A 17,146-nucleotide genomic window follows, 5' to 3' on the forward strand; every position below is an offset into this window, starting at 1 on the left:
CCCCCCGCGCCCCCGTTGCGCCCGTCGCCCCCCGCGCCGCCGCGCCCGTTTTCGCCCGGCCCGCTCATGCCGGGCGGGCCCCGTGGCTGATCGCGGCGCCGGTGGCGGGGTCGAACAGGTGCAGGTCGTCGGGCGACAGGTGCAGCGCGATGCGGTCGCCGGGGGCCAGCGGCGCCCGGTCATGTTCGACGAACACCATCGAGGCGCCCGCGAAGCTGGCGGCCACGTGGGACTGGTCGCCGAGCCACTGGTTGACGGTCACCACCGCCACGGCGCCCGTCCCGGCCCCGGCCCCGGCCCCGGCCCCGGTCTCGGCCCGGCGCACGGCATAGGGGCGCACGCCAAGGACCACCTTGCCGTGGGAGAGCATCCGCTCGCGCACCGCCGGGGCGAAGTCGGCCTCGGCATAGCGCAGTTCCGTGCCGCCCCCGAGGTTCAGGCGGATCGCGCCATCCCCGGCCTCGGCCGTCGCGGGGAACACGTTCATCGGCGGCTCGCCCACGAAGGCGCCGGTGAAGAGGTTCGCGGGACGCTCCTTGATCTCGGCCGGGGAGGCGTATTGCTGCAGCACGCCCCCCTCCATCACCGCGATGCGGTCGGCGAGCGCGTTGGCCTCGGTCTGGTCATGGGTGACCAGGATCGCGGTCAGCCCGCGCTCCTTGATGAAATGCTTGATCCGGCCGCGCAGCAGCGTGCGCAGCTGCGGCTCGAGCTGGCCCATGGGTTCGTCCAGCAGGTGCAGGTCGGCGTCGCGCACCAGCGCGCGGGCGAGCGAGGCGCGCTGCTGCTGGCCGCCGGAGATCGAGGTCGGGTAGCGCCCGAGGATGTCCGAGATCTCCAGCATCTCGGCCACGTCGCGCACGCGCCGGTCGACCTCCTCCGCCGGAAGCCGCGCGGCCTTGAGCGCGAAGGCCACGTTCTCGCGCACCGTGACGGTGGGGTAGAGGGAGTATCCCTCGAAGGCCATCGCCACGTTGCGTTTCACCGGGGGCAGGCGGTGGACCTCGCGGCCCGCGAGGGAGATGGTCCCGGCCGAGACCTCCTCGAAGCCCGCGACCATGCGCAGGGTGGTGGTCTTGCCGCAGCCCGAGGAGCCGAGCAGCGCGATGATCTCGCCCTTCTCGACCTCGAAATCGATGGCCCTGGCGGCGTGGACGGACCCGTAGAACTTGTCGACGGCGGAGAGCTTCAGGTGGCTCATGCGACTTCTCCGATGCGGGCGGCCTCGGGGGCGGGGGCGATGCGCGCGCCGCTCTCGCGGTCGAACAGGAGCGCGCCGGCGGCGTCGATGGCGATATGGGCGGCGCCGTGGTCCGGCCCCGGCGTTCCGGCGGGGCGCGAGACCAGGATCTCGCGCCGCCGCGCGGTGGCGCACAGGGTCACGGTCTTCTCGTTCAGCGACATCTCGGCCTCGACCTCGACCGGGATCGCGCCCGGCTCGGCCGCATCGGCGAAGCGCACCGCCTCGGGGCGCACCCCGAGGATGCAGGGGGCGCCGAGGGCGTGGGCGAAGCCCGGGTCGATGGCCAGCGGCCGGTCCGAGAGGCGCACCTGCACGCCGCGCTCGCCCCGCTCGGGGGTGACGTCGAGCAGGTTGATCACCGGGTCGCCGAAGAGGCGCGCGATCTCGGTGTTCGCGGGGGCGAGGTAGATCTCCTCGGGCGTTCCGACCTGCACCAGGCCCGCGTGGCTGAGCACCGCGATGCGGTCGCCGAGGGCCATCGCCTCCTTGTAGTCCTGGGTGACGTAGATGACCGTGCTCTCGCGGTCCTTGAGCAGGCGCGGAAGCTCCAGCCGCATCTCGAAGCGCAGCTTGGCGTCCACGTTGCGCAGGGGATCGTCGAGCAGCAGCACCGAGGGCTCCCCGGACAGCGCGCGCGCCAGGGCGGTGCGCTGCTTCTGGCCGTTGGAGAGCTCTTTCGGCTTGTGGTGCAGCACGTGGTCGATCTTGAGCATCTTCGCCACCCGGTCCACGGCGCCCTTGATGGCGCCCGACCCGGCGCGGCGGGCTTCCAGGGGGGCGGCGATGTTGGCCGCCGCGTCCATGTGCGGGAACAGCGCGAAGTTCTGGAACGCCATGCCGACGCCCCGGTGCTCCGGCTCCACCTCGTGCATGTCGCGCCCGGCGATGCGGATGCTCCCGGAATCGGGCTCCACCACCCCCGCGATCAGGCGCAGCAGCACGGTCTTGCCCGCCCCCGAGGGGCCGAACAGGACCAGCGTTTCGCCGCTCGCGACCGAGAGGGAGACGCGGTCGAGCACCGTGTCGGTCTTGAAGGACTTGGAGACGTCGATGAGGTCGATGGACATGGGGATCAGCCTTTCACGGCGCCGAGGGACAGCCCTTCGACAAGGTGACGCTGGGCGTAGAGGGCGAGGGCGAAGGTCGGCGCGATCGACAGCACGATGCCCGCGGCGACCTGGCCGTACTGGATCCCCGAGGCGGTGACGAAGGCCAGCGCGCCGACGGTGACGGGCTGCTTGTCGGCCGAGGCGAGGACCAGCGCGAAGACGAAGTTGTTCCAGGCGAAGATGAAGGCCAGGAGCGCGGCGGCGGCGATGCCGGGCCCGGCCAGCGGCAGGGCGATGCGCCGGAAGGTGGCCCAGAAGGAATGGCCCGCGATGCGGTAGGCGTATTCGATGTCCGCGGGGATGTCCTCGAAATACCCGCGCACGATCCACAGGATCAGCGGCAGCACGATCAGCTGGTAGACCCAGATCAGCCCCACATACGTGTCCGCCAGCCCGATGTCCTGGAAGTACATGGTCAGCGGCAGCAGCACGAGGAGCGGCGGCGCGAAGCGGAACGACAGCAGCGTGAAGGCGATGTCTTCCGAGCCGCGGAACTTCAGCCGCCCGAAGGCGTAGGCGGCGGGCACCCCCAGCACCAGCCCCACGGCGACGGCGGCCGAGGACAGGAACAACGAGTTGCCCAGGTTGCCCATGAAGGCGATCTCCAGCGTGCCTGCCGCCGTCTCCAGCTTGCCGGTGATCAGGGCCATGTAATTCTCCAGCGTCGGCTGGAACACGACCGAGGGCGGCACGCGCAGGATCGTCTCGTTGGTCTGGAAGCTCATCAGCACGATCCAGAAGATCGGGAACATGAAGAACAGGATCGCCAGGGTGATGGCGGCGCCGCGCAGGATGCGCTCGACGGGATGGACGGAATGCATGGTCTCGGCCCTCCTCAGGCTTCGCCGCGCGCTTTTTCGCGCAGCCGCAGCCAGTTCTTGATGAAGATGAAGGACAGCGCGTAGGTGACGGCCCAGAGGATCATCAGCAGCGCGGCGGAGCGGCCCGCATTGGTGGACTGGAAGAAGTTCAGGTACGCCTCGACCTGGAACACGGTCAGCTTGTCGCCGGGGCCGCCCTGGGTCATCGCGTAGATGATGTCGAACTGCTGGATGCTCTCGATCACCCGGAACAGGGTCGCGGTCAGAAGGAAGGGCGTCAGCATCGGCAGGGTGATGCGCCAGAAGACGAAGAGGCGCGGGACCCCGTCGAGCGCCGCCGCCTCGAAGGGCTGGCGGGGCAGGGAGCGCAGGCCCGCCAGCAGCAGGATCATGATGAAGGGCGTGTAGACCCAGATGTCCACGAGCACGACGGTCAGCATCGCCGTGGCGGGGTCCGAGGCCCAGCGGAAGTCCTCGAGCCCGATCAGCCCGGCGAGATAGGACAGGATGCCGAAGCCCGGGTTGGTCATCAGCTTCCACATCAAGGCCGCCAGCGCCGGGGCCGTCATCAGCGGCATCAGCAGCATGATCGACACGAAGTTGTTGAACCGCGTGCGCTTTTGCAGCAGCAGCGCGATCCCGAGGCCCAGCAGCAGCTCCAGCGCCACGGTCGAGAACGCGTAGGTCATCGAGACCTTGAGCGTGTTCCAGAAGGCCGGGTCCGAGAGGAAGTTGAGGTAATTCTCGCCCCAGTTGAACTTGCGCGCCCAGGGCTGGGACAGCCGGCAGCGTTGCAGCGAGTAGACCACCGCGGTGAAGAACGGCGCCAGGATGCCGATGCAGGTGAGCAGCGCCGGAAGGCTCAGGACATAGGGCAGCCAGCGGCGGCTGATGCGGAACCCCCGTCGGTCAGGGGCGGGCGCGGTCGCGTCGGTCATGGGACAGGGCTCCCGTGTCCCGGGGCGCGTGCGCCCGGGACGGCATGTGTCGGATCGGAAATGGAGAGGCCGCGCGGGCGGGCGATCAGCCCAGGCCCGCTTCCTTCAGCTGGCGGTCGACGCTTTCGGCGAGCATGTCGAGCCCCTCGTCCACCGGGACCTCGTTCGCCACCATCTTCTGCAGCGTCGCCGCCCACTCGGTGGTCAGGTCGAAGAACAGCGGCTGGGCGGTGAACTTGATCGACGCGCCGGGGGCGGAGCTGTCATGCATGTCGACATAGCCCGGATAGCTGCTCGAGAGCTTGTCGCGGAAGCCCGCATCGGCCCAGACCGACTTGCGCACCGGGTTGACGAAATCCATCTGGGTCGCGCCGAACAGGGCGTGCTCGGGGCCGGTGGCCCATTGCAGGAAGTACCAGGCGGCGTCCTTCTTCTTGGAATAGGAGGACATCGCCAGCGACCAGATCCAGATGTTCGGGGTCGGGCCCGCGGCCTCGGGGTTGGCGGCGAAGGGCGCGAAGGCGAGCTCGCCGGCCATGGCGTTGCCCGGCCCGTTCATGAAGTAGCCGAGGATGTCGGCGTCGAACATCATCGCCGACTTGCCGGCCCCGAGGTCGGCGCCGACCTGGTACCAGGTGTGGGTCGACCAGTCGGGCGCGCCCGAGTCCTGGATCATCTTCACCCACTGGGCGTGGAATTTCTTCGACACGTCGGTGTTCATCGCCGCCGACAGCATCCCGTCGCCCGAGACGTTCAGGTCCTTCTGCCCGAAATTGGCGTAGCCCGACAGGAACCCGGGATGGATCGTCGCCCAGGAGCGCGAGCCGCGCACGCCGATGCCGTAGCCGCCGTCCATCGCCTTGCCCGCGGCGGCGGCGGTGTCGACCAGCTCGTCCATGTTCTTGGGCACCGACAGCCCGGCCTTTTTGAACACGCCCGCGTCGTAGGTCAGGTTGTTCTGCTCATAGCCCCACGGGATGCACCACTGCTTGGCGTCGTCCGACCCCAGCGCGCCGCCCGGGCGCCCGTTCCAGGCGCAGGAGGATTTGACGCCCTCGAGCATGTCGTCCCAGTTGTAGTCCGGGTTGGTCCTGGCGTCGTCGTGGATGTGTTCGTTCAGGTCCTCGATCCAGCCCGCGGGGCCTTAGGTCCAGGTCATGTAGGCGCCGGTCATGAAGGCGTCGTACTCGGTCGAGCGGGACGACAGGGCGGCGGTGACCTTGTCGAAATACACGTCCTCGGAGAAGACGTCGTATTCCACCTTCATGCCGGTCATCGCTTCGAAATTCGGCAGGTTGGCGATCATCGCGTCGGGATAGGGGCGCTTGTTGAGCAGAAGCTTCACGGTCTTGCCCGAGTGCTTCTTCCAGTCGAAGCCGTTCTGGGCCAGCGCCCGGGTGGCGGCGGCGTTGACCAGGGTTCCCGCGGCGGCGGCGGTGACGCCCATGGCCCCGAGGCCCCGCAGCAGCCCGCGGCGGCTGACCGTGCCGCGCAAGTAAGCGTCTACAAGCGACTTTTCCTTGTCGTAGATCCAGTGTTCCTCCCTGTGGATGTCGTCAGTCCTGGACGAGGGCCTTTGCGGTCCTCTCGTCGGTGATCAGGCCGCCGAGACGGCCGCTGCGCAGGACCGAGCGGATCGCGTCGGTCTTCTGCGCGCCGCCCGCCAGCGCGACGACCCGGGCGGGGCCGGGATCGCTGAGCCCGGCCGCGACGGTGCGGGCCGTCAGCGCGGTCTCGATCGGGGTTCCGTCGGCGGCGTAGAAGACGCCGAGCATCTCGCCCACGCCGCCCTCGGCGCGGATCGCCTCGATCTCCTCGGCGCGCACCATCCCGGCGGCGACGAGGGACGCGGCGGGCTGGGCCGAGCCGATGCCGACGATCTTGAGCGGCGCGGTCTCGGCCATCTCCATCACCTCGGCCACCCCGCGCTGGGACAGGAACACGGCCCGGTCCTCGGGGGTGTTGGCGAAGAAGGGGACGGGCATGACATAGGCGGTCGCGCCGGTCTTCTCGGCCAGGCGGTGCATCACGTCATGGGGGTTGGCGGCGTCGTTGCGCGTCAGCCCCCCCAGGAGCGAGACGAAGCTGGTGGTCCCGGCGCCCATGCGCGGCAGGCCGGCGACGGCGGCGGCGAGGGTGCGGCCATGGCCGATGCCGATCAGCGCGTGCTCCTGCGCCGCGACCTGGCGCTGCAGGAAGCGCGCGCCGATGGCGCCGAGGGCGCGCAGGGGCAGGGCCTCGGGGTCCTCGGGGCCGACCTCGGGGGCGACTTCGCAATAGTCGAGGCCGTAGCGGGCGGAGAGCCGGGCTTCGAGGGCGACGCAATCGGCGATCTCGCCGTCGATGACCACCTTCACGGCGCCGTTCTGGGCGGCGCGGGCGATCAGGCGGTGCGCCTTGACGTTGGTGACGCCGAGCCGCCGCGCGGTCTCGGCCTGGGTCAGCCCGCCGACATAGTGCAGCCACGCGGCGCGCACCGACAGCCCGTCATCCCCGTCTCCACGCCCACCCTGCGCCATGCCGTTCTCCTCCCTGGTCGCCCCTCGTTTCCCTCGTCTGCGCGGAGTGAATTTTTTTGCAGGCAGGGAAATTTCTTCCATGCGGCGATTTGGCCGCCAATGGGGGAGATTGAATTTTGCGTTGCAAAATAATGTCTTACAGGAGTGTTAGAGCGCGCAGGTGCTTGGAAATGCAGGCTTCGCGCGCCCCGGGGGCGGCGAGAAAGGGTTAAGATTTTCTCGCCTGGGGCGGCCTCGCGGCGCCGTTTCGGCGGGGCGCGGGGGTGGTTTCAGGAGGAAACCGAGTCGGCGCCGGGCCGTCGGGCGGGGGAGTTCGCGCACGGAAGGCCGCTCCCGGCGGCCGGTGCGGCGCCTCACCGGACGCGCGCGAAAGGCCCCCGGCGGCCCGTGCCGGGGCGGGGCCGTCCGCGCACAAAAAACCGCCCCCGGCGGCCCGTGCCGGGGGCGGGGGGGCGTTCGCACACAAAAAACCGCCCCCGGCGGCCCGTGCCGGGGGCGGTCGCGGCCGGCGGCCCTGTGGGGCCGTCAGCGGTCGAGGGGGACGCGCTCAGGCGTCCTCGGTCTGCAGCCCGTAGGTCGAGAATCCGGCCATGGTGTCCGCGATCTCGGCATCCGACAGGATCCGGGGCTCGCCCAGCTGCAGGGTGGTCACGTATTGCCGGGCGATGGTCTCCAGCTCGACCGCCCGCCACATCCCCTTGGCCAGGTTCTCGCCGAGCGCGACCATGCCGTGATTGGCCATCAGGCAGGCGGTGCGGCCCTCCAGCGCCTCGAGCACCAGGTCCGACAGCGCCTCGGTGCCGAAGGTGGCGTAGCCCGAGCAGCGCACGTCCACGCCCCCGAAGGCGGCGATCATGTAATGGCAGGCCGGGATCCCGCGGCGCTGCATCGCCAGCGCGGTGCAGTAGTTGGGGTGGGCGTGGACCACGGCCTGCATGTCCGGCCGCTCGCGCAGGATGCGCTGGTGAAAGCGCCACTCGGTCGACGGCTTTTTCGGCCCGTCCCATTTGCCCGAGGCGTCGTCGATGCCGACCGAGGCGATCATGTCGGGGGTCATCGTGTCATAGGGGGTGGCCGAGGGGGTGATCAGCATCCGGTCGTCGAGCCGGGCCGAGATGTTGCCCGAGGTGCCCTGGTTCAGGCCGTTGGCGTTCATCTCGCGGGCCCGGGCGACGATCTCTTCGCGCAGGGCGGTTTCCTGGGGGGTCATGGCGTCCTCCGTTGCCAGGTGGGGCGCAGGGCGGTCGGCGGCCCCGTCGCGGCGTCCGGTGGAAAATGTCGGAAGGGGGTGGCATATGTCAACTGCAAATGCCAGCCGGGGTTGACCATTGTCATCCGCCGCGGCAGAAACATGGGCATGAGCAGCCCCGACGCCCCCGCCCCCGACTCCTCCCCGGCCTCCGCGCCCTTGCCGCCGATCGAATTCGGCGGCGACGCCGTGGCCTGGGCCGTGTGGCTGTATCATGGCGAGGGGCGGACCCAGAACGAGGTCGCCCGCGCGCTGGGGCTGAGCCGCGCGACCATCGCCAATTACCTGGCCGAGGGGCGCCGCCGCGGGCTGGTGCGCATCAGCCTGGCGCCCGACCTGCTGACCGGCGTCGGGCTGGGGCGGCGGCTGGCCGAGCGCTGGGGCCTGGCGGGGGCGCACGTGGTCCCGGCGGACCCGGACCCCGAGGCGCAGCGCGCGCGGATCGCGCTGGCCGGGGGCCACGCGCTGGCCCGCCACGTGCGGGACGGGGCCGCGCTCGGCGTCGCCTGGGGGCGCACGGTCAGCCGCATGGCGCTGAGCCTGCCCGAGATGCGCGCGCCGGGCCTGCGGGTGGTGCAGGTGGCGGGCAGCACCCAGTCCAATGCCGAGCATTCGCCGGAGTTCTGCACCACGCTGATCGCCGCGCGCACCGGGGCGCGGGCCGAGAACCTGGACGCGCCGGCGCTGCTCTCGAGCCGCGAGATGCGCGACGCGCTGGCGCGGGAGCCGGGGGTGGCGCGGCAGCTGGCCGCCGCGCGCGGCTGCGACGCGGTGGTGTTCGGGGTGGGCGAGATGGACCGGGAGCTGGGCTTCGTCGACCCCCATTACATGCCCGAGACCATCGCCGCCGCCTATCTCGAGGCGGGCGCGGTGGGGATCGTGATGAGCCGCTTCATCGACGCGGCCGGGGCCGAGGTGCAGGGCCCGCTTTCCGGCCGCCGCATGGGGCTGGAGCTGGCCGAGCTGAAGGCGATCCCGGCGCGGCTGTGCATCGCCGGCGGCCCGGCCAAGCGCGCGGCGATCCGGGCCGCGCTGGCCGGCGGCTACGCGACCGAGCTGGTGACCGATGCCGACACCGCCGAGGCGCTGCTGGAGGGGCCGGGCGGCGCGGCCTGATCGGGCGCCGCGTGCCGGGGGGCGCCTCTCGGGGTCGCTTGCCGGGGGCCCCGCCGCGGCTTGACGAACTTGACGAAACGCGCCCGAGGCCCCACCTTGTTCCCGAGGCCCCTTCCAACGCGGAGCGCACCCGATGCAAAGACAGTCCAACGCGCAGCCCCGGGAGACGACCCGCCACGGGCTTCCCGCGCTGCTCGCCGACCGCCGCATGACCCGGGCGCAGAAGGAGCGGATCAACGCCCTCGCCGACGCCGCGCGCCGGATCGACGCGAAGACTCTGGCGCTGGAGCTGGACGGCGGCTGGGTGGAAATCGACCTCGACGGCGGCGCGGACGCGCCCGACCCGCTCGCCGCCGCGCGCGCCCGGGGGGCCGAGGCCGCGGCGCGGATCCTCGCGGGGCCGGGGATGCTGACGGGCGCGGAACTCGGCGCCCGCATGGGCAAGTCGCGCCAGGCGGTGGACCTCGACCGCAAGGCGGGGCGGCTGTTCGCGCTCTCGGGCGGGGCGCGGCGGCTGCGCTATCCCGACTGGCAGATCGACGCGACCGGCGCGCCGCTTCCGGGCCTTTCCGAGGTCATCGCCGCGCTGGGGGACGGTTGGGCCGCCTGGCGGTTCCTGGGCGGGCCGGGCGCCGATGGCGCGCCGCGCTGGCAGGCGCTGGCGCGCGGAGAGACGGACGGGATCATCGCCGAGGCCGCCGCGCGCGGCCATGCCGCGTTCGGGTGACCCGGGGCCGCGCGCATGACCGCCGGGCCGCCGCGGCCGTTTTCGCGGATCGAGATCACCGACCGACGCTTCCTCCGGCTTGTCCGCTGGGCGCATCCCGACCCGCTCGGCGTCGGGCCGGGGGGCAGCCGCTTCGTGCCCGCCCCGGGCGCGGCGGGCGGGCAGGCGTTCCGCGCGCTCTATGCCGCGCGGGACCTTGCGACCGCCTTCGCCGAGACGATCCTGCGCGACGAGGCGGTGGACCGGCCGCAGGACTTTCCCGTGGCGATGGCCGAGCTGGAGGCCTGGTCTGTCGTGGAGCTTCGGGTCCGGGCCCTGTCGCTGGTCGATCTGACCGGCGACGCGCCGTTGCGCGCCCGGATCGCCTCGGACGCCGTGCGCGCGCGCGACCAGGCCGAGGGGCGGCGCCTCGGGGCCGAGATCCACGCCGATCCGCGCGGCTTCGACGGCGCGCTCTACCCCTCGCGGCTGACGACGGGCGAGAACATCGTGGTGTTCGAGCGCGCGATCTCCCGCGGGCTGGCGGCGGAGGCGCGCGGGCCGCTGCTTGACGCGGCGGGGTTCGGCGAGGTGCTGGACCGGTTCCGCGTCGGCCTCGTCTGAGCCTTGCGCGACGATGCGCCCGGGCGGCGGCGCCCGGGTCGTCGGCGCCCGGGTCGGCGGCGGGCAGGTGGTCGGCGCCCGGGTCGTCGGCGCGCAGGTGGTCGGCGCTCCAGCCCCAAGAGCGCAGCATGAACCGCCACGCCTCCCGCTCCGCGGAGCGACGCGCCGGAGACCGCCGCGCCCCCGGCCCGCCGCGCGCCACGCGGCGGCCCGCACCGCCGCCTTCCCCATGCCGCGCGACGACGGCCAGGACGTCGCCGACGCGCGCCGCGGCTTCCTCGGCACGCTCGAGGGCGGCGCCGTGCAGGGCCCGCGCAAGCGCCCCGCCCGGGACATGCGCCCCTGCGCCTTCCTCGACGCCGGAACCGCCCCCGACAGCGTCAACCCCGGCCCCTGGCGCCAGGCGCGGCTCAACGCCATCCACGGGCTGTTCGAGGTGGTTCCGGGGGTCTGCCAGGTCCGCGGGCCCGACCTTGCGAACATGACCCTGGTCGAGGGCGAAACCGGCGTGATCCTGATCGACACGCTCACCTCGCTGGAAACCGCCGAGGCGGTGGTGGACCCCGCCGACGTCGCCTCGGGCAAGGCGCCGGTCATCGCCCCGGACCGGTTCCTCGAAGAAGCGGTGTCCGAGAACGTCGCCGTCGGGACCGCCATGCTGCGCCGCGGGCATGTCCAGCTCGGCCACGTGCTGCGCCCCGGGCCGCCGGGGCGCGTGGACAACGGCCCCGGGAAAGCCACGCCGATGGGCGCCTGGGCGCTGCTCGCCCCCAACGACCTGGTCCGGGAGACGGGCGAGACCCGCACCATCGACGGCGTGCGCTTCGAATTCCAGATGGCGCCCGACACCGGGGCCCCGGCGGAGATGCATATCTGGGCCCCGGACCTCGAGGTCCTGAACATGGCCGAGAACGCCTGCCGCAACTTCCACAACCTGCTGCCGCTGCGCGGGGCGCAGGTGCGCAACACGCTCGACTGGTCGGGCCATATCAACGAGGCGCCGGCGATGTGGGGGGACGCGGCCGAGGGCTGGTCGGCCGGCGCCGCTGGCCCAACTGGGGCAATGCGCGGGTGCGCGAGCACCTGGAGATCCGGCGCGACCTCTGCAGGTTCGTGCATGACCAGGCGGTGCGGATGATGAATCTCGGGATGGCCCCGACCGAGATCGCCGAGACCATCCGCCTGCCCGACGCGATCGAGGCGGCCTGGCGCCCCCGCGGCTATTCCGGCGCGCTGCGCTGCAACTCCAAGGCGATCTACCAGCATTGCCCGGGCTGGTATGACGCCGGGCCCGGCGCATCCCGACCCGCTGCCGCCGCGGGCGGGCGGGCGCAAGATGCTCGACGACATGGGCGGCGCCGACGCGGTGCTGGCGCGGGCGCGCGCGGACGTGGAGGCGGGGGAATACCGCCGGGCCGCCGAGGCGCCGGACCGCGCGCTGCTGGCCGAGCCGGGGCACGCGGGCATCCGCGCGCTGCTGGCCGAGACCTGTGAGCAGCTGGGTTATGGCTGCGAAAGCGCCGCCTGGCGCAACGCGTATCTCAATGCGGCGCAGGAGCTGCGGATCGGCCCGCCGGGGCTGCGCATGCACTCCACCATCAGCCGCGAGACGGCGCCGGCGCTGACCCCGGCGCAGCTCTTCGGCGTGCTGGCGGTGCGGCGCGACGGGCTGGCGGCGCAGCACGAGAGCCTGCGCATCGCGCTGCGGCTCGAGGATCTCGGGGAGGACTGGGTCCTGGCGCTGGAGCATGGCGCGCTGACCTGGACGCCGGGGCCGGCGCGGGCCGGGGCGGCGCTGTCGCTGCGCATGGACAAGGCGGCGCTGGCGGCGGCGGTCTGCGGCGACCGGAGCCTGCCCGACAGCGTCGAGGCGGGGGAGATCGCGGCGGAAGGCGACCTCGGGGCGCTGCGCCGCCTGTCGGGCTGGATCGCGGCGCCGCAGCCGGTGTTCAACATCGTCGAGCCGACGCCGGGCCGGGACCTCTGAAGCGCCGGGACCTCTGAGCGAAGGGGGGGCCGCGCCCCCCTTGCCCCCCCCTACATCACCGCCCGGTCGCGCCAGCGTTCCAGCGCGGGCGAGGCCTTGTCGCGGTCGCCCACCAGCGCCGCCGCGGCCGCGGAGATCGGGGCGGTGAACACCCCGGCGATGGAATCGATGCAGCATTCGATGTGCAGCGCGATCCGCTGTTCGGTCAGCGAGTCCGGGTCGATGTCGAGCCGTTCCTCGAGGTTCGCGGCGCTGTCGATGGCGTTGGCGTTGGCGTGGATGCAGCGGTGATGGAGGATCGGCGTCGGCGCCTCCGGCAGCCGCCGGCGGATCAGCCGGAAGCAGTCGCGCAGCCCGAGGTCGTGGCGGTTGGACAGCACCTTGTCCATCAGCTCGTGCCGCTGGTGGACCTGCTTGACGAAGCGCCGGTGACAGGTGCGGGCCCCGAGGGTCAGCTCCTCGAATTGCGGGCGGACCATCGCCTCGGCCACGCCGCGGATCGCGGGCAGCGCGTCGCCCGCACCCTCCTTCAGCGCGTCCAGCATCTCCAGCCGCAGCTTGTCGCGCGCGCCGGTGCGCAATTCCAGGATCGCGTCGATCAACCCCTCGCGCGAGCCGAAATGGTTGTGCACGGCCGAGCCGTTCTTCTGCCCCGCCTCGGCGTTGATCTGGCGGATCGACGCCGCGTCGACGCCCTTGAGGGCGTAGAGCCGCTCCGCCGCCTCGAGGATCTTGTCGCGCGCGGCGCCCCGCGGCGGCGAGGTCCAGCAGCGCCGCGTCCTTCAGCAGCGGCAGGTTCACCGGCGGGGCCGGGATGGCGCCCGCGGCGAAGCCGATCACCAGGCGTCGCCCGCTTCGCGGCGCCGAGCCGTCCTTCGCCGCGCCCGAGAAGGCGGGGTCGAGCAGGATCGCCGGCATCGCGGCGCCGAGGAGGAGGCCCCGGAGCGGCCCCGCCTCCTACATGCCGAAGGCGGCGGTCCACATCGCCTGCGCCGCCAGCCCGAAGGCCAGGAGCCTCGGCCCCCGGGCCCGAAGGCCGCCGATCATCGCCGCCCTCCCGTGCGCACGCATCTTCGTCGAGCGATTGAACGCCGAGATCAATGCAGGTGCACTCCACGCCCGGGGCGCCGCGTCAAGGGCGGTGGCGCGGGGGGGGGGGGCGGCGGGGGCGCCCCCTCGCCCCCGGGCGCGGCGCCCCCTTGCGCGTCATCCCCCGGCGGCCCGCGTCAGGCGGACGGCGCGAGCGCCCCGGGGGCCGCGTCGCCTGCAGCCTCCCGCGCCCTCGGGAAGGTCACGCGGAACACCGTCCCCGTGGCGCCCTGCGCCGCCTCGTCGCGCGTCCGGGTCTCGAAGGCGATGGTTCCGTTCATCGCCTCGACCAACTGCCGGGTGATCGCGAGGCCCAGCCCCGTGCTCGGCCGCCTTTCATCCGCCGCCCCCCGCTCGCGCGAGAACCGCTCGAACAGCACCGGGCGCAGGTGGAGCGGAATGCCGGGCCCGGGATCCGCCACCGAGATCGTCGCGTCCCGGTCGGAGGCCTGGACCGAAAGCTCCACGGCCGCGCCCTCGGGCGTGTATTTCGCCGCGTTGGAGACCAGGTTGGCCAGGATCTGCTGGAGCCGCTCCGCATCCACCAGCGCCGACGCCTCGGCCGCGCCGGGATCGAGCCGGAGCGTCACACCGAGGCCGCCCGCATAGCCGGCCATGCTCTCGACCGCCTCCGCCAGCGCCGCCCTGAGCGGGGTGGGGCGCAGCTCCACGGTCAGCCCGACCTCGTCGATCGTGTGCAGCATCAGCAGGTCGTTCACGAGGTTCAGCAGCCGCTGCGCATTCCGGTCCGAGATGTCCAGCACCCTGGCCGGCTTTTCGCCCGCATCCTGTCCCAGCAGCGTCCTGAGCATCCTGATCCCGCCGATGATCGCCTGCAGCGGCGAGCGGATCTCGTGCTGGATCGCGCCGATGAACTCGGCGCGGTTGCGCTCGATCCGCGAGGCGTTGGAGGCGTCGCGCAGGATGCAGAGCCGCAGGACCCGCCCGTGCAGGAACACCTGGTGGGCCGAGCAGGCGACGTCGCGGGTCGCCCCGCCGCGCACGGTCAGGGGGCGGGGCGGGAAGTCCGCCTGCGCGGCGCGCCCCATCTTGCCCAGCTCGGGAAACGCGCGGGACAGGCGCGGCAGGGCCTGTTCCGGGTCGCGCGCCCGAAGCAGCTCGAGCGCCGGCGGGGTCGCGCGCAGCACGCCGCCCGCATCGTCCGAGATCACCACCCCGTCGCCGACCGAGGCGAGCAGCGCGTCGATGGCGGCGTGGCTCTGGCGCGCCGCGAACAGCGCCGCGCCCGCGAGGCGGATCTTCTCCCGCAGGGCGGCCTCGCTGCGCTTCACCACGCGCCAGCTCGACAGCGCCAGCGCGGCGAGGGCCAGCGCGAACAGCAGCCGCTGCTGCGCGGTCCGGCGCCAGTCGGCGGCGGCATGGGCCGCGGAATGGACCGCCACGACCTCGTACGGGCTTTCGGGAACCGCCGTGCGCGCGGTCCAGCGCAGGTCGGGGCCGAGCGCCAGGGCGGCGAGCAGCTCGGCCCGGGTTCCGTGCCCGGCGCGATCCTGCTCGGAGACGGGGGTCTCGTCGCCGCCCAGGCTGATGAACGCCTCTCCGGTCGAGGAGAGCAGCGTGACCGAGGCGCCGGACTCGGCCAGGAGCTGGGCGAAGGCGGCGGCGAAGGTCTCGGTCTGCAGCGCGATGGCGAGCACCCCGCGGATGCGCCCGTCCGCGTCCCGCATCGGCGCGGCCAGCGGCATCACCCGCTTCCGGGTCATGCGCGCGGTCAGCGGGTCGCCGAAGAACACCTCGCCGCGCATCGCCGCGGCGAAATAGGCGCGGTCCGAGCGGTCATGGCCGATGATCTTCGGGCTCCTGAACCACTGGATGCGGCCCCGCGCGTCCAGGATCACGATGAAATCCACCGTCTCGAGCGTCGCGGTGATCGAGGCGATGGTCCGCTGGTGCCGGGCGGCGAAGGCGTCGGGGTCGTCGATCCAGTCGTCGGCGACGCCCTGGAGGGCGAGGCTGGAGAGGCGCAGCGTCGCGCCGACCTCGGCGCCGACGCGCAGCGCGGCGCCTTCGACGATGCGCTCCAGCCGGTCCTGCGCCTTGGCGCGCATGGTCCGGAAATCCTGCAGGTTCGCGGCGAGGGCGCCGAACAGCGCGCCGCAGCTGATGAGGAGCATCAGCGCGCCGTAGAGGCGGCTGCGGTCCCGCGGCGCGTCGGTCGGCGCCGCGTCCGGGTCCGCCTGGATGAACGGGGCGGCGACGGCCTCCGCGGGCGCCGCGGCCGGGTCGCCGCCGGGGCGGGCTGCCGGATCGCTCATCTGGTCCATGTCCTGCGCCGGGTCCTGCTGTCGCCATGCCCGCTGTCGCCATGCCAGGTCGCCGCGCGGGCGCGCGGCCGCCGGCCCGCGGGATGCGGGCGGAACGGGGGGCCTGACCCGGCGGGCGGCGGCGATGGGCGCGGGGCGGCCATCCCCCAAGCTGCACCGAAAAAGGTCAACAGGTCGTAAGCGCCGGACGCGGCGGGCGGGCGGGGGGCGATCCCGGGCCCCGCCCCCCTGGCCCGGCATCGCCCGGGCGCCCCGGGCCTGAAGGCCGGGCGGGCATGGCCGGCATGGCGGCCGCGCGCGGGGCGAAGGGGAGTCTCCCGATTCAACATTTGCAATTCTGTTCGCTTTTGGATAATCAAAATCCAGACGAGCCGCCACCCGTGATGCGCAGGACGGCCGCGCCTGGATCCATGGGAGGACCCGATCATGAAGACCTTCGCCGCGCTCGCCGCCGCCGCGCTGATGGCCGCCGCCCCCGCCGACGCCGACACTTACGAGCTGCAGAGCACCTTCGGCCTGAACGTGCCGTCCATCGGCTACAGCCCGCAGAATTTCGCCCGAAGCGTCGAGGCGATGACCGCGGGCGAGGTGAAGATCGACGTCCACGGCGCCGGCGATTTCGCGCCCCCCGTTCGAGGTGTTCGGCGCCGTCAGCTCGGGCGCGCTCGACATGGGCTTCGACTGGACCGGCTACTGGGCCGGGCAAATCCCCGTCGCCAACATCGTCGGCTCCATGCCCTTCGGCCCGGCCCCCGAGGTCGCGCTCGGCTGGATGTTCCTCGGCGGCGGCATGGAGATCATCCAGAAAGCCTATGACCCGTTCGGGGTGAAGTTCCTGCCCTGCCACCTCGCGGTCCAGGAGGCCGGCGGCTGGTTCAACAAGGAAATCAACACGATCGCCGATTTCCAGGGGCTGAACATGCGCATCGCCGGCCTCGGCGGGCAGACCCTCGCCGCGCTTGGCGCCAACACCCGGATGGTCCCCGCCGGCGAGATCTACCTGAGCCTCGAGACCGGCCGCCTCGACGCCGCAGAGTTCTCGGCCCCCTCGCTCGACGTCGGCATGGGGTTCCAGCGGGTGGCCAGGTACTACTACTTCCCCGGCTGGCACCAGCAGGCCGCATGGTATTCCATCATCGTGAACATGGATGTGTGGAATAAACTCGGCGAGGCCAAGCAGGACGCGATGATCGAGGCCTGCCGCGCCAACGTCACCTTCAACCTCGCCGACCAGGTGAACGCGCAGGCCGCGGCCATCGCGAAGATCCGCGAGGCGGGAGCGGAGCTGCGCCGCTTCCCGGACGAGGTGCTGCAGGGCCTGCGCACCACCGCGAACACGGTGATGGACGAGATGGCCGCGGGCGACCCGGTCTTCGCCGAGGCCCTGGCCTCGCTGCGCGCCTACATGGCGACGGTCGGCGAGTGGACCGCGCTGCAGGCGGTCCCGCCCGCGGAGTGAC

16 protein-coding genes and 1 pseudogene are annotated in these 17,146 nt (G+C 72.5%); 7 read left to right on the forward strand and 10 right to left on the reverse strand.

The features are described from left to right. Positions 1 to 64: 64 nt before the first annotated feature. From ACQ5SO_RS04935 to ACQ5SO_RS04970, 8 genes are all read right to left on the reverse strand, one after another. Entirely contained in the window at positions 65 to 1,201 is a 1,137-nt protein-coding gene (locus ACQ5SO_RS04935; protein WP_430940465.1) for an ABC transporter ATP-binding protein, read from the reverse strand. Further along, positions 1,198 to 2,310 carry an ABC transporter ATP-binding protein gene (locus ACQ5SO_RS04940; RefSeq protein WP_430940466.1) on the reverse strand — a complete coding sequence of 371 codons (1,113 nt, stop codon included), beginning with the start codon at positions 2,308 to 2,310 and terminating at the stop codon, positions 1,198 to 1,200. Before ACQ5SO_RS04940 ends, ACQ5SO_RS04935 begins: the two co-directional genes overlap by 4 nt. Positions 2,311 to 2,315: 5 nt before the next feature. Further along, positions 2,316 to 3,173, reverse strand: coding sequence for a carbohydrate ABC transporter permease (locus tag ACQ5SO_RS04945; RefSeq protein WP_430940467.1), 858 nt, complete (start codon positions 3,171 to 3,173; stop codon positions 2,316 to 2,318). A gap of 14 nt (positions 3,174 to 3,187) precedes the next feature. Continuing rightward, positions 3,188 to 4,111, reverse strand: coding sequence for a carbohydrate ABC transporter permease (locus ACQ5SO_RS04950; protein ID WP_430940468.1), 924 nt, complete (start codon positions 4,109 to 4,111; stop codon positions 3,188 to 3,190). 85 nt (positions 4,112 to 4,196) lie between these two features. Next, positions 4,197 to 5,174 carry an extracellular solute-binding protein gene (locus tag ACQ5SO_RS04955; protein WP_430940469.1) on the reverse strand — a complete coding sequence of 326 codons (978 nt, stop codon included), beginning with the start codon at positions 5,172 to 5,174 and terminating at the stop codon, positions 4,197 to 4,199. A gap of 81 nt (positions 5,175 to 5,255) precedes the next feature. Beyond that, positions 5,256 to 5,606, reverse strand: a complete 351-nt coding sequence (locus ACQ5SO_RS04960) for a hypothetical protein (protein ID WP_430940470.1) — start codon at positions 5,604 to 5,606, stop codon at positions 5,256 to 5,258. A gap of 61 nt (positions 5,607 to 5,667) precedes the next feature. Continuing rightward, a complete protein-coding gene (locus ACQ5SO_RS04965) occupies positions 5,668 to 6,630 on the reverse strand; it encodes a sugar-binding transcriptional regulator (protein ID WP_430940471.1) in 963 nt (320 codons plus the stop codon). Between the two features lie 547 nt (positions 6,631 to 7,177). Beyond that, positions 7,178 to 7,840: a class II aldolase/adducin family protein gene (locus ACQ5SO_RS04970; RefSeq protein ID WP_430940472.1), complete on the reverse strand. Its 663-nt coding sequence runs from the start codon at positions 7,838 to 7,840 to the stop codon at positions 7,178 to 7,180. A gap of 147 nt (positions 7,841 to 7,987) precedes the next feature. Here ACQ5SO_RS04970 and ACQ5SO_RS04975 point away from each other — a divergent pair, with 147 nt between their 5' ends. The 6 genes and pseudogenes from ACQ5SO_RS04975 to ACQ5SO_RS05000 all read left to right on the forward strand — a co-directional run bounded on the left by ACQ5SO_RS04975 (position 7,988) and on the right by ACQ5SO_RS05000 (position 12,312). Beyond that, the gene (locus ACQ5SO_RS04975) at positions 7,988 to 8,995 is read left to right on the forward strand and encodes a sugar-binding transcriptional regulator (RefSeq protein WP_430940473.1); all 1,008 of its coding nucleotides are present in this window, start codon (positions 7,988 to 7,990) and stop codon (positions 8,993 to 8,995) included. 133 nt (positions 8,996 to 9,128) lie between these two features. Beyond that, positions 9,129 to 9,722, forward strand: a complete 594-nt coding sequence (locus ACQ5SO_RS04980) for a hypothetical protein (RefSeq protein WP_430940474.1) — start codon at positions 9,129 to 9,131, stop codon at positions 9,720 to 9,722. 15 nt (positions 9,723 to 9,737) lie between these two features. Further along, the gene (locus ACQ5SO_RS04985) at positions 9,738 to 10,325 is read left to right on the forward strand and encodes an RES family NAD+ phosphorylase (protein ID WP_430940475.1); all 588 of its coding nucleotides are present in this window, start codon (positions 9,738 to 9,740) and stop codon (positions 10,323 to 10,325) included. Between the two features lie 229 nt (positions 10,326 to 10,554). Next, complete coding sequence (locus ACQ5SO_RS04990) at positions 10,555 to 11,463, forward strand: hypothetical protein (RefSeq protein WP_430940476.1); 909 nt, start codon at positions 10,555 to 10,557, stop codon at positions 11,461 to 11,463. Positions 11,464 to 11,474: 11 nt separating this feature from the next. Continuing rightward, a pseudogene (locus tag ACQ5SO_RS04995) lies at positions 11,475 to 11,603 on the forward strand (alkyl sulfatase dimerization domain-containing protein); the annotation flags it as partial. Between the two features lies 1 nt (position 11,604). Beyond that, a complete protein-coding gene (locus ACQ5SO_RS05000) occupies positions 11,605 to 12,312 on the forward strand; it encodes an alkyl sulfatase C-terminal domain-containing protein (RefSeq protein ID WP_430940477.1) in 708 nt (235 codons plus the stop codon). 50 nt (positions 12,313 to 12,362) lie between these two features. On the opposite strand, the gene ACQ5SO_RS05005 is transcribed toward ACQ5SO_RS05000, so the two are convergent. Together ACQ5SO_RS05005 and ACQ5SO_RS05010 are read right to left on the reverse strand one after the other, a co-directional pair. Beyond that, positions 12,363 to 13,043 (reverse strand): TetR/AcrR family transcriptional regulator, encoded by a 681-nt coding sequence (locus ACQ5SO_RS05005; protein ID WP_430940569.1) that lies wholly within the window; start codon positions 13,041 to 13,043, stop codon positions 12,363 to 12,365. 495 nt (positions 13,044 to 13,538) lie between these two features. After that, positions 13,539 to 15,677: an ATP-binding protein gene (locus ACQ5SO_RS05010; RefSeq protein ID WP_430940478.1), complete on the reverse strand. Its 2,139-nt coding sequence runs from the start codon at positions 15,675 to 15,677 to the stop codon at positions 13,539 to 13,541. A 646-nt stretch (positions 15,678 to 16,323) separates the two neighbouring features. On the opposite strand from ACQ5SO_RS05010, the gene ACQ5SO_RS05015 reads away from it, so the two are divergent. Continuing rightward, on the forward strand, positions 16,324 to 17,145 hold the full coding sequence (locus ACQ5SO_RS05015; RefSeq protein ID WP_430940479.1) for a TRAP transporter substrate-binding protein: 822 nt from the start codon (positions 16,324 to 16,326) through the stop codon (positions 17,143 to 17,145). Position 17,146 lies beyond the last annotated feature (1 nt).

The sequence above is a fragment of the Rhodovulum sp. DZ06 genome (genome assembly GCF_050586345.1).
Classification (GTDB): Bacteria; Pseudomonadota; Alphaproteobacteria; order Rhodobacterales; family Rhodobacteraceae; genus JBOCEF01.

Excerpts from the sequence above, each read along its gene's own strand:
- ACQ5SO_RS04965 (WP_430940471.1), bottom strand. The coding sequence starts at position 6,630 with ATGGCGCAGGGTGGGCGTGGAGACGGGGATGACGGGCTGTCGGTGCGC.
- ACQ5SO_RS04970 (WP_430940472.1), bottom strand. The coding sequence starts at position 7,840 with ATGACCCCCCAGGAAACCGCCCTGCGCGAAGAGATCGTCGCCCGGGCC.
- ACQ5SO_RS04935 (WP_430940465.1), bottom strand. The coding sequence starts at position 1,201 with ATGAGCCACCTGAAGCTCTCCGCCGTCGACAAGTTCTACGGGTCCGTC.
- ACQ5SO_RS04940 (WP_430940466.1), bottom strand. The coding sequence starts at position 2,310 with ATGTCCATCGACCTCATCGACGTCTCCAAGTCCTTCAAGACCGACACG.
- ACQ5SO_RS04950 (WP_430940468.1), bottom strand. The coding sequence starts at position 4,111 with ATGACCGACGCGACCGCGCCCGCCCCTGACCGACGGGGGTTCCGCATC.
- ACQ5SO_RS05010 (WP_430940478.1), bottom strand. The coding sequence starts at position 15,677 with ATGAGCGATCCGGCAGCCCGCCCCGGCGGCGACCCGGCCGCGGCGCCC.
- ACQ5SO_RS04975 (WP_430940473.1), top strand. The coding sequence starts at position 7,988 with ATGAGCAGCCCCGACGCCCCCGCCCCCGACTCCTCCCCGGCCTCCGCG.
- ACQ5SO_RS04990 (WP_430940476.1), top strand. The coding sequence starts at position 10,555 with ATGCCGCGCGACGACGGCCAGGACGTCGCCGACGCGCGCCGCGGCTTC.
- ACQ5SO_RS04985 (WP_430940475.1), top strand. The coding sequence starts at position 9,738 with ATGACCGCCGGGCCGCCGCGGCCGTTTTCGCGGATCGAGATCACCGAC.
- ACQ5SO_RS04945 (WP_430940467.1), bottom strand. The coding sequence starts at position 3,173 with ATGCATTCCGTCCATCCCGTCGAGCGCATCCTGCGCGGCGCCGCCATC.
- ACQ5SO_RS05000 (WP_430940477.1), top strand. The coding sequence starts at position 11,605 with ATGACGCCGGGCCCGGCGCATCCCGACCCGCTGCCGCCGCGGGCGGGC.
- ACQ5SO_RS04955 (WP_430940469.1), bottom strand. The coding sequence starts at position 5,174 with ATGCTCGAGGGCGTCAAATCCTCCTGCGCCTGGAACGGGCGCCCGGGC.
- ACQ5SO_RS04980 (WP_430940474.1), top strand. The coding sequence starts at position 9,129 with ATGCAAAGACAGTCCAACGCGCAGCCCCGGGAGACGACCCGCCACGGG.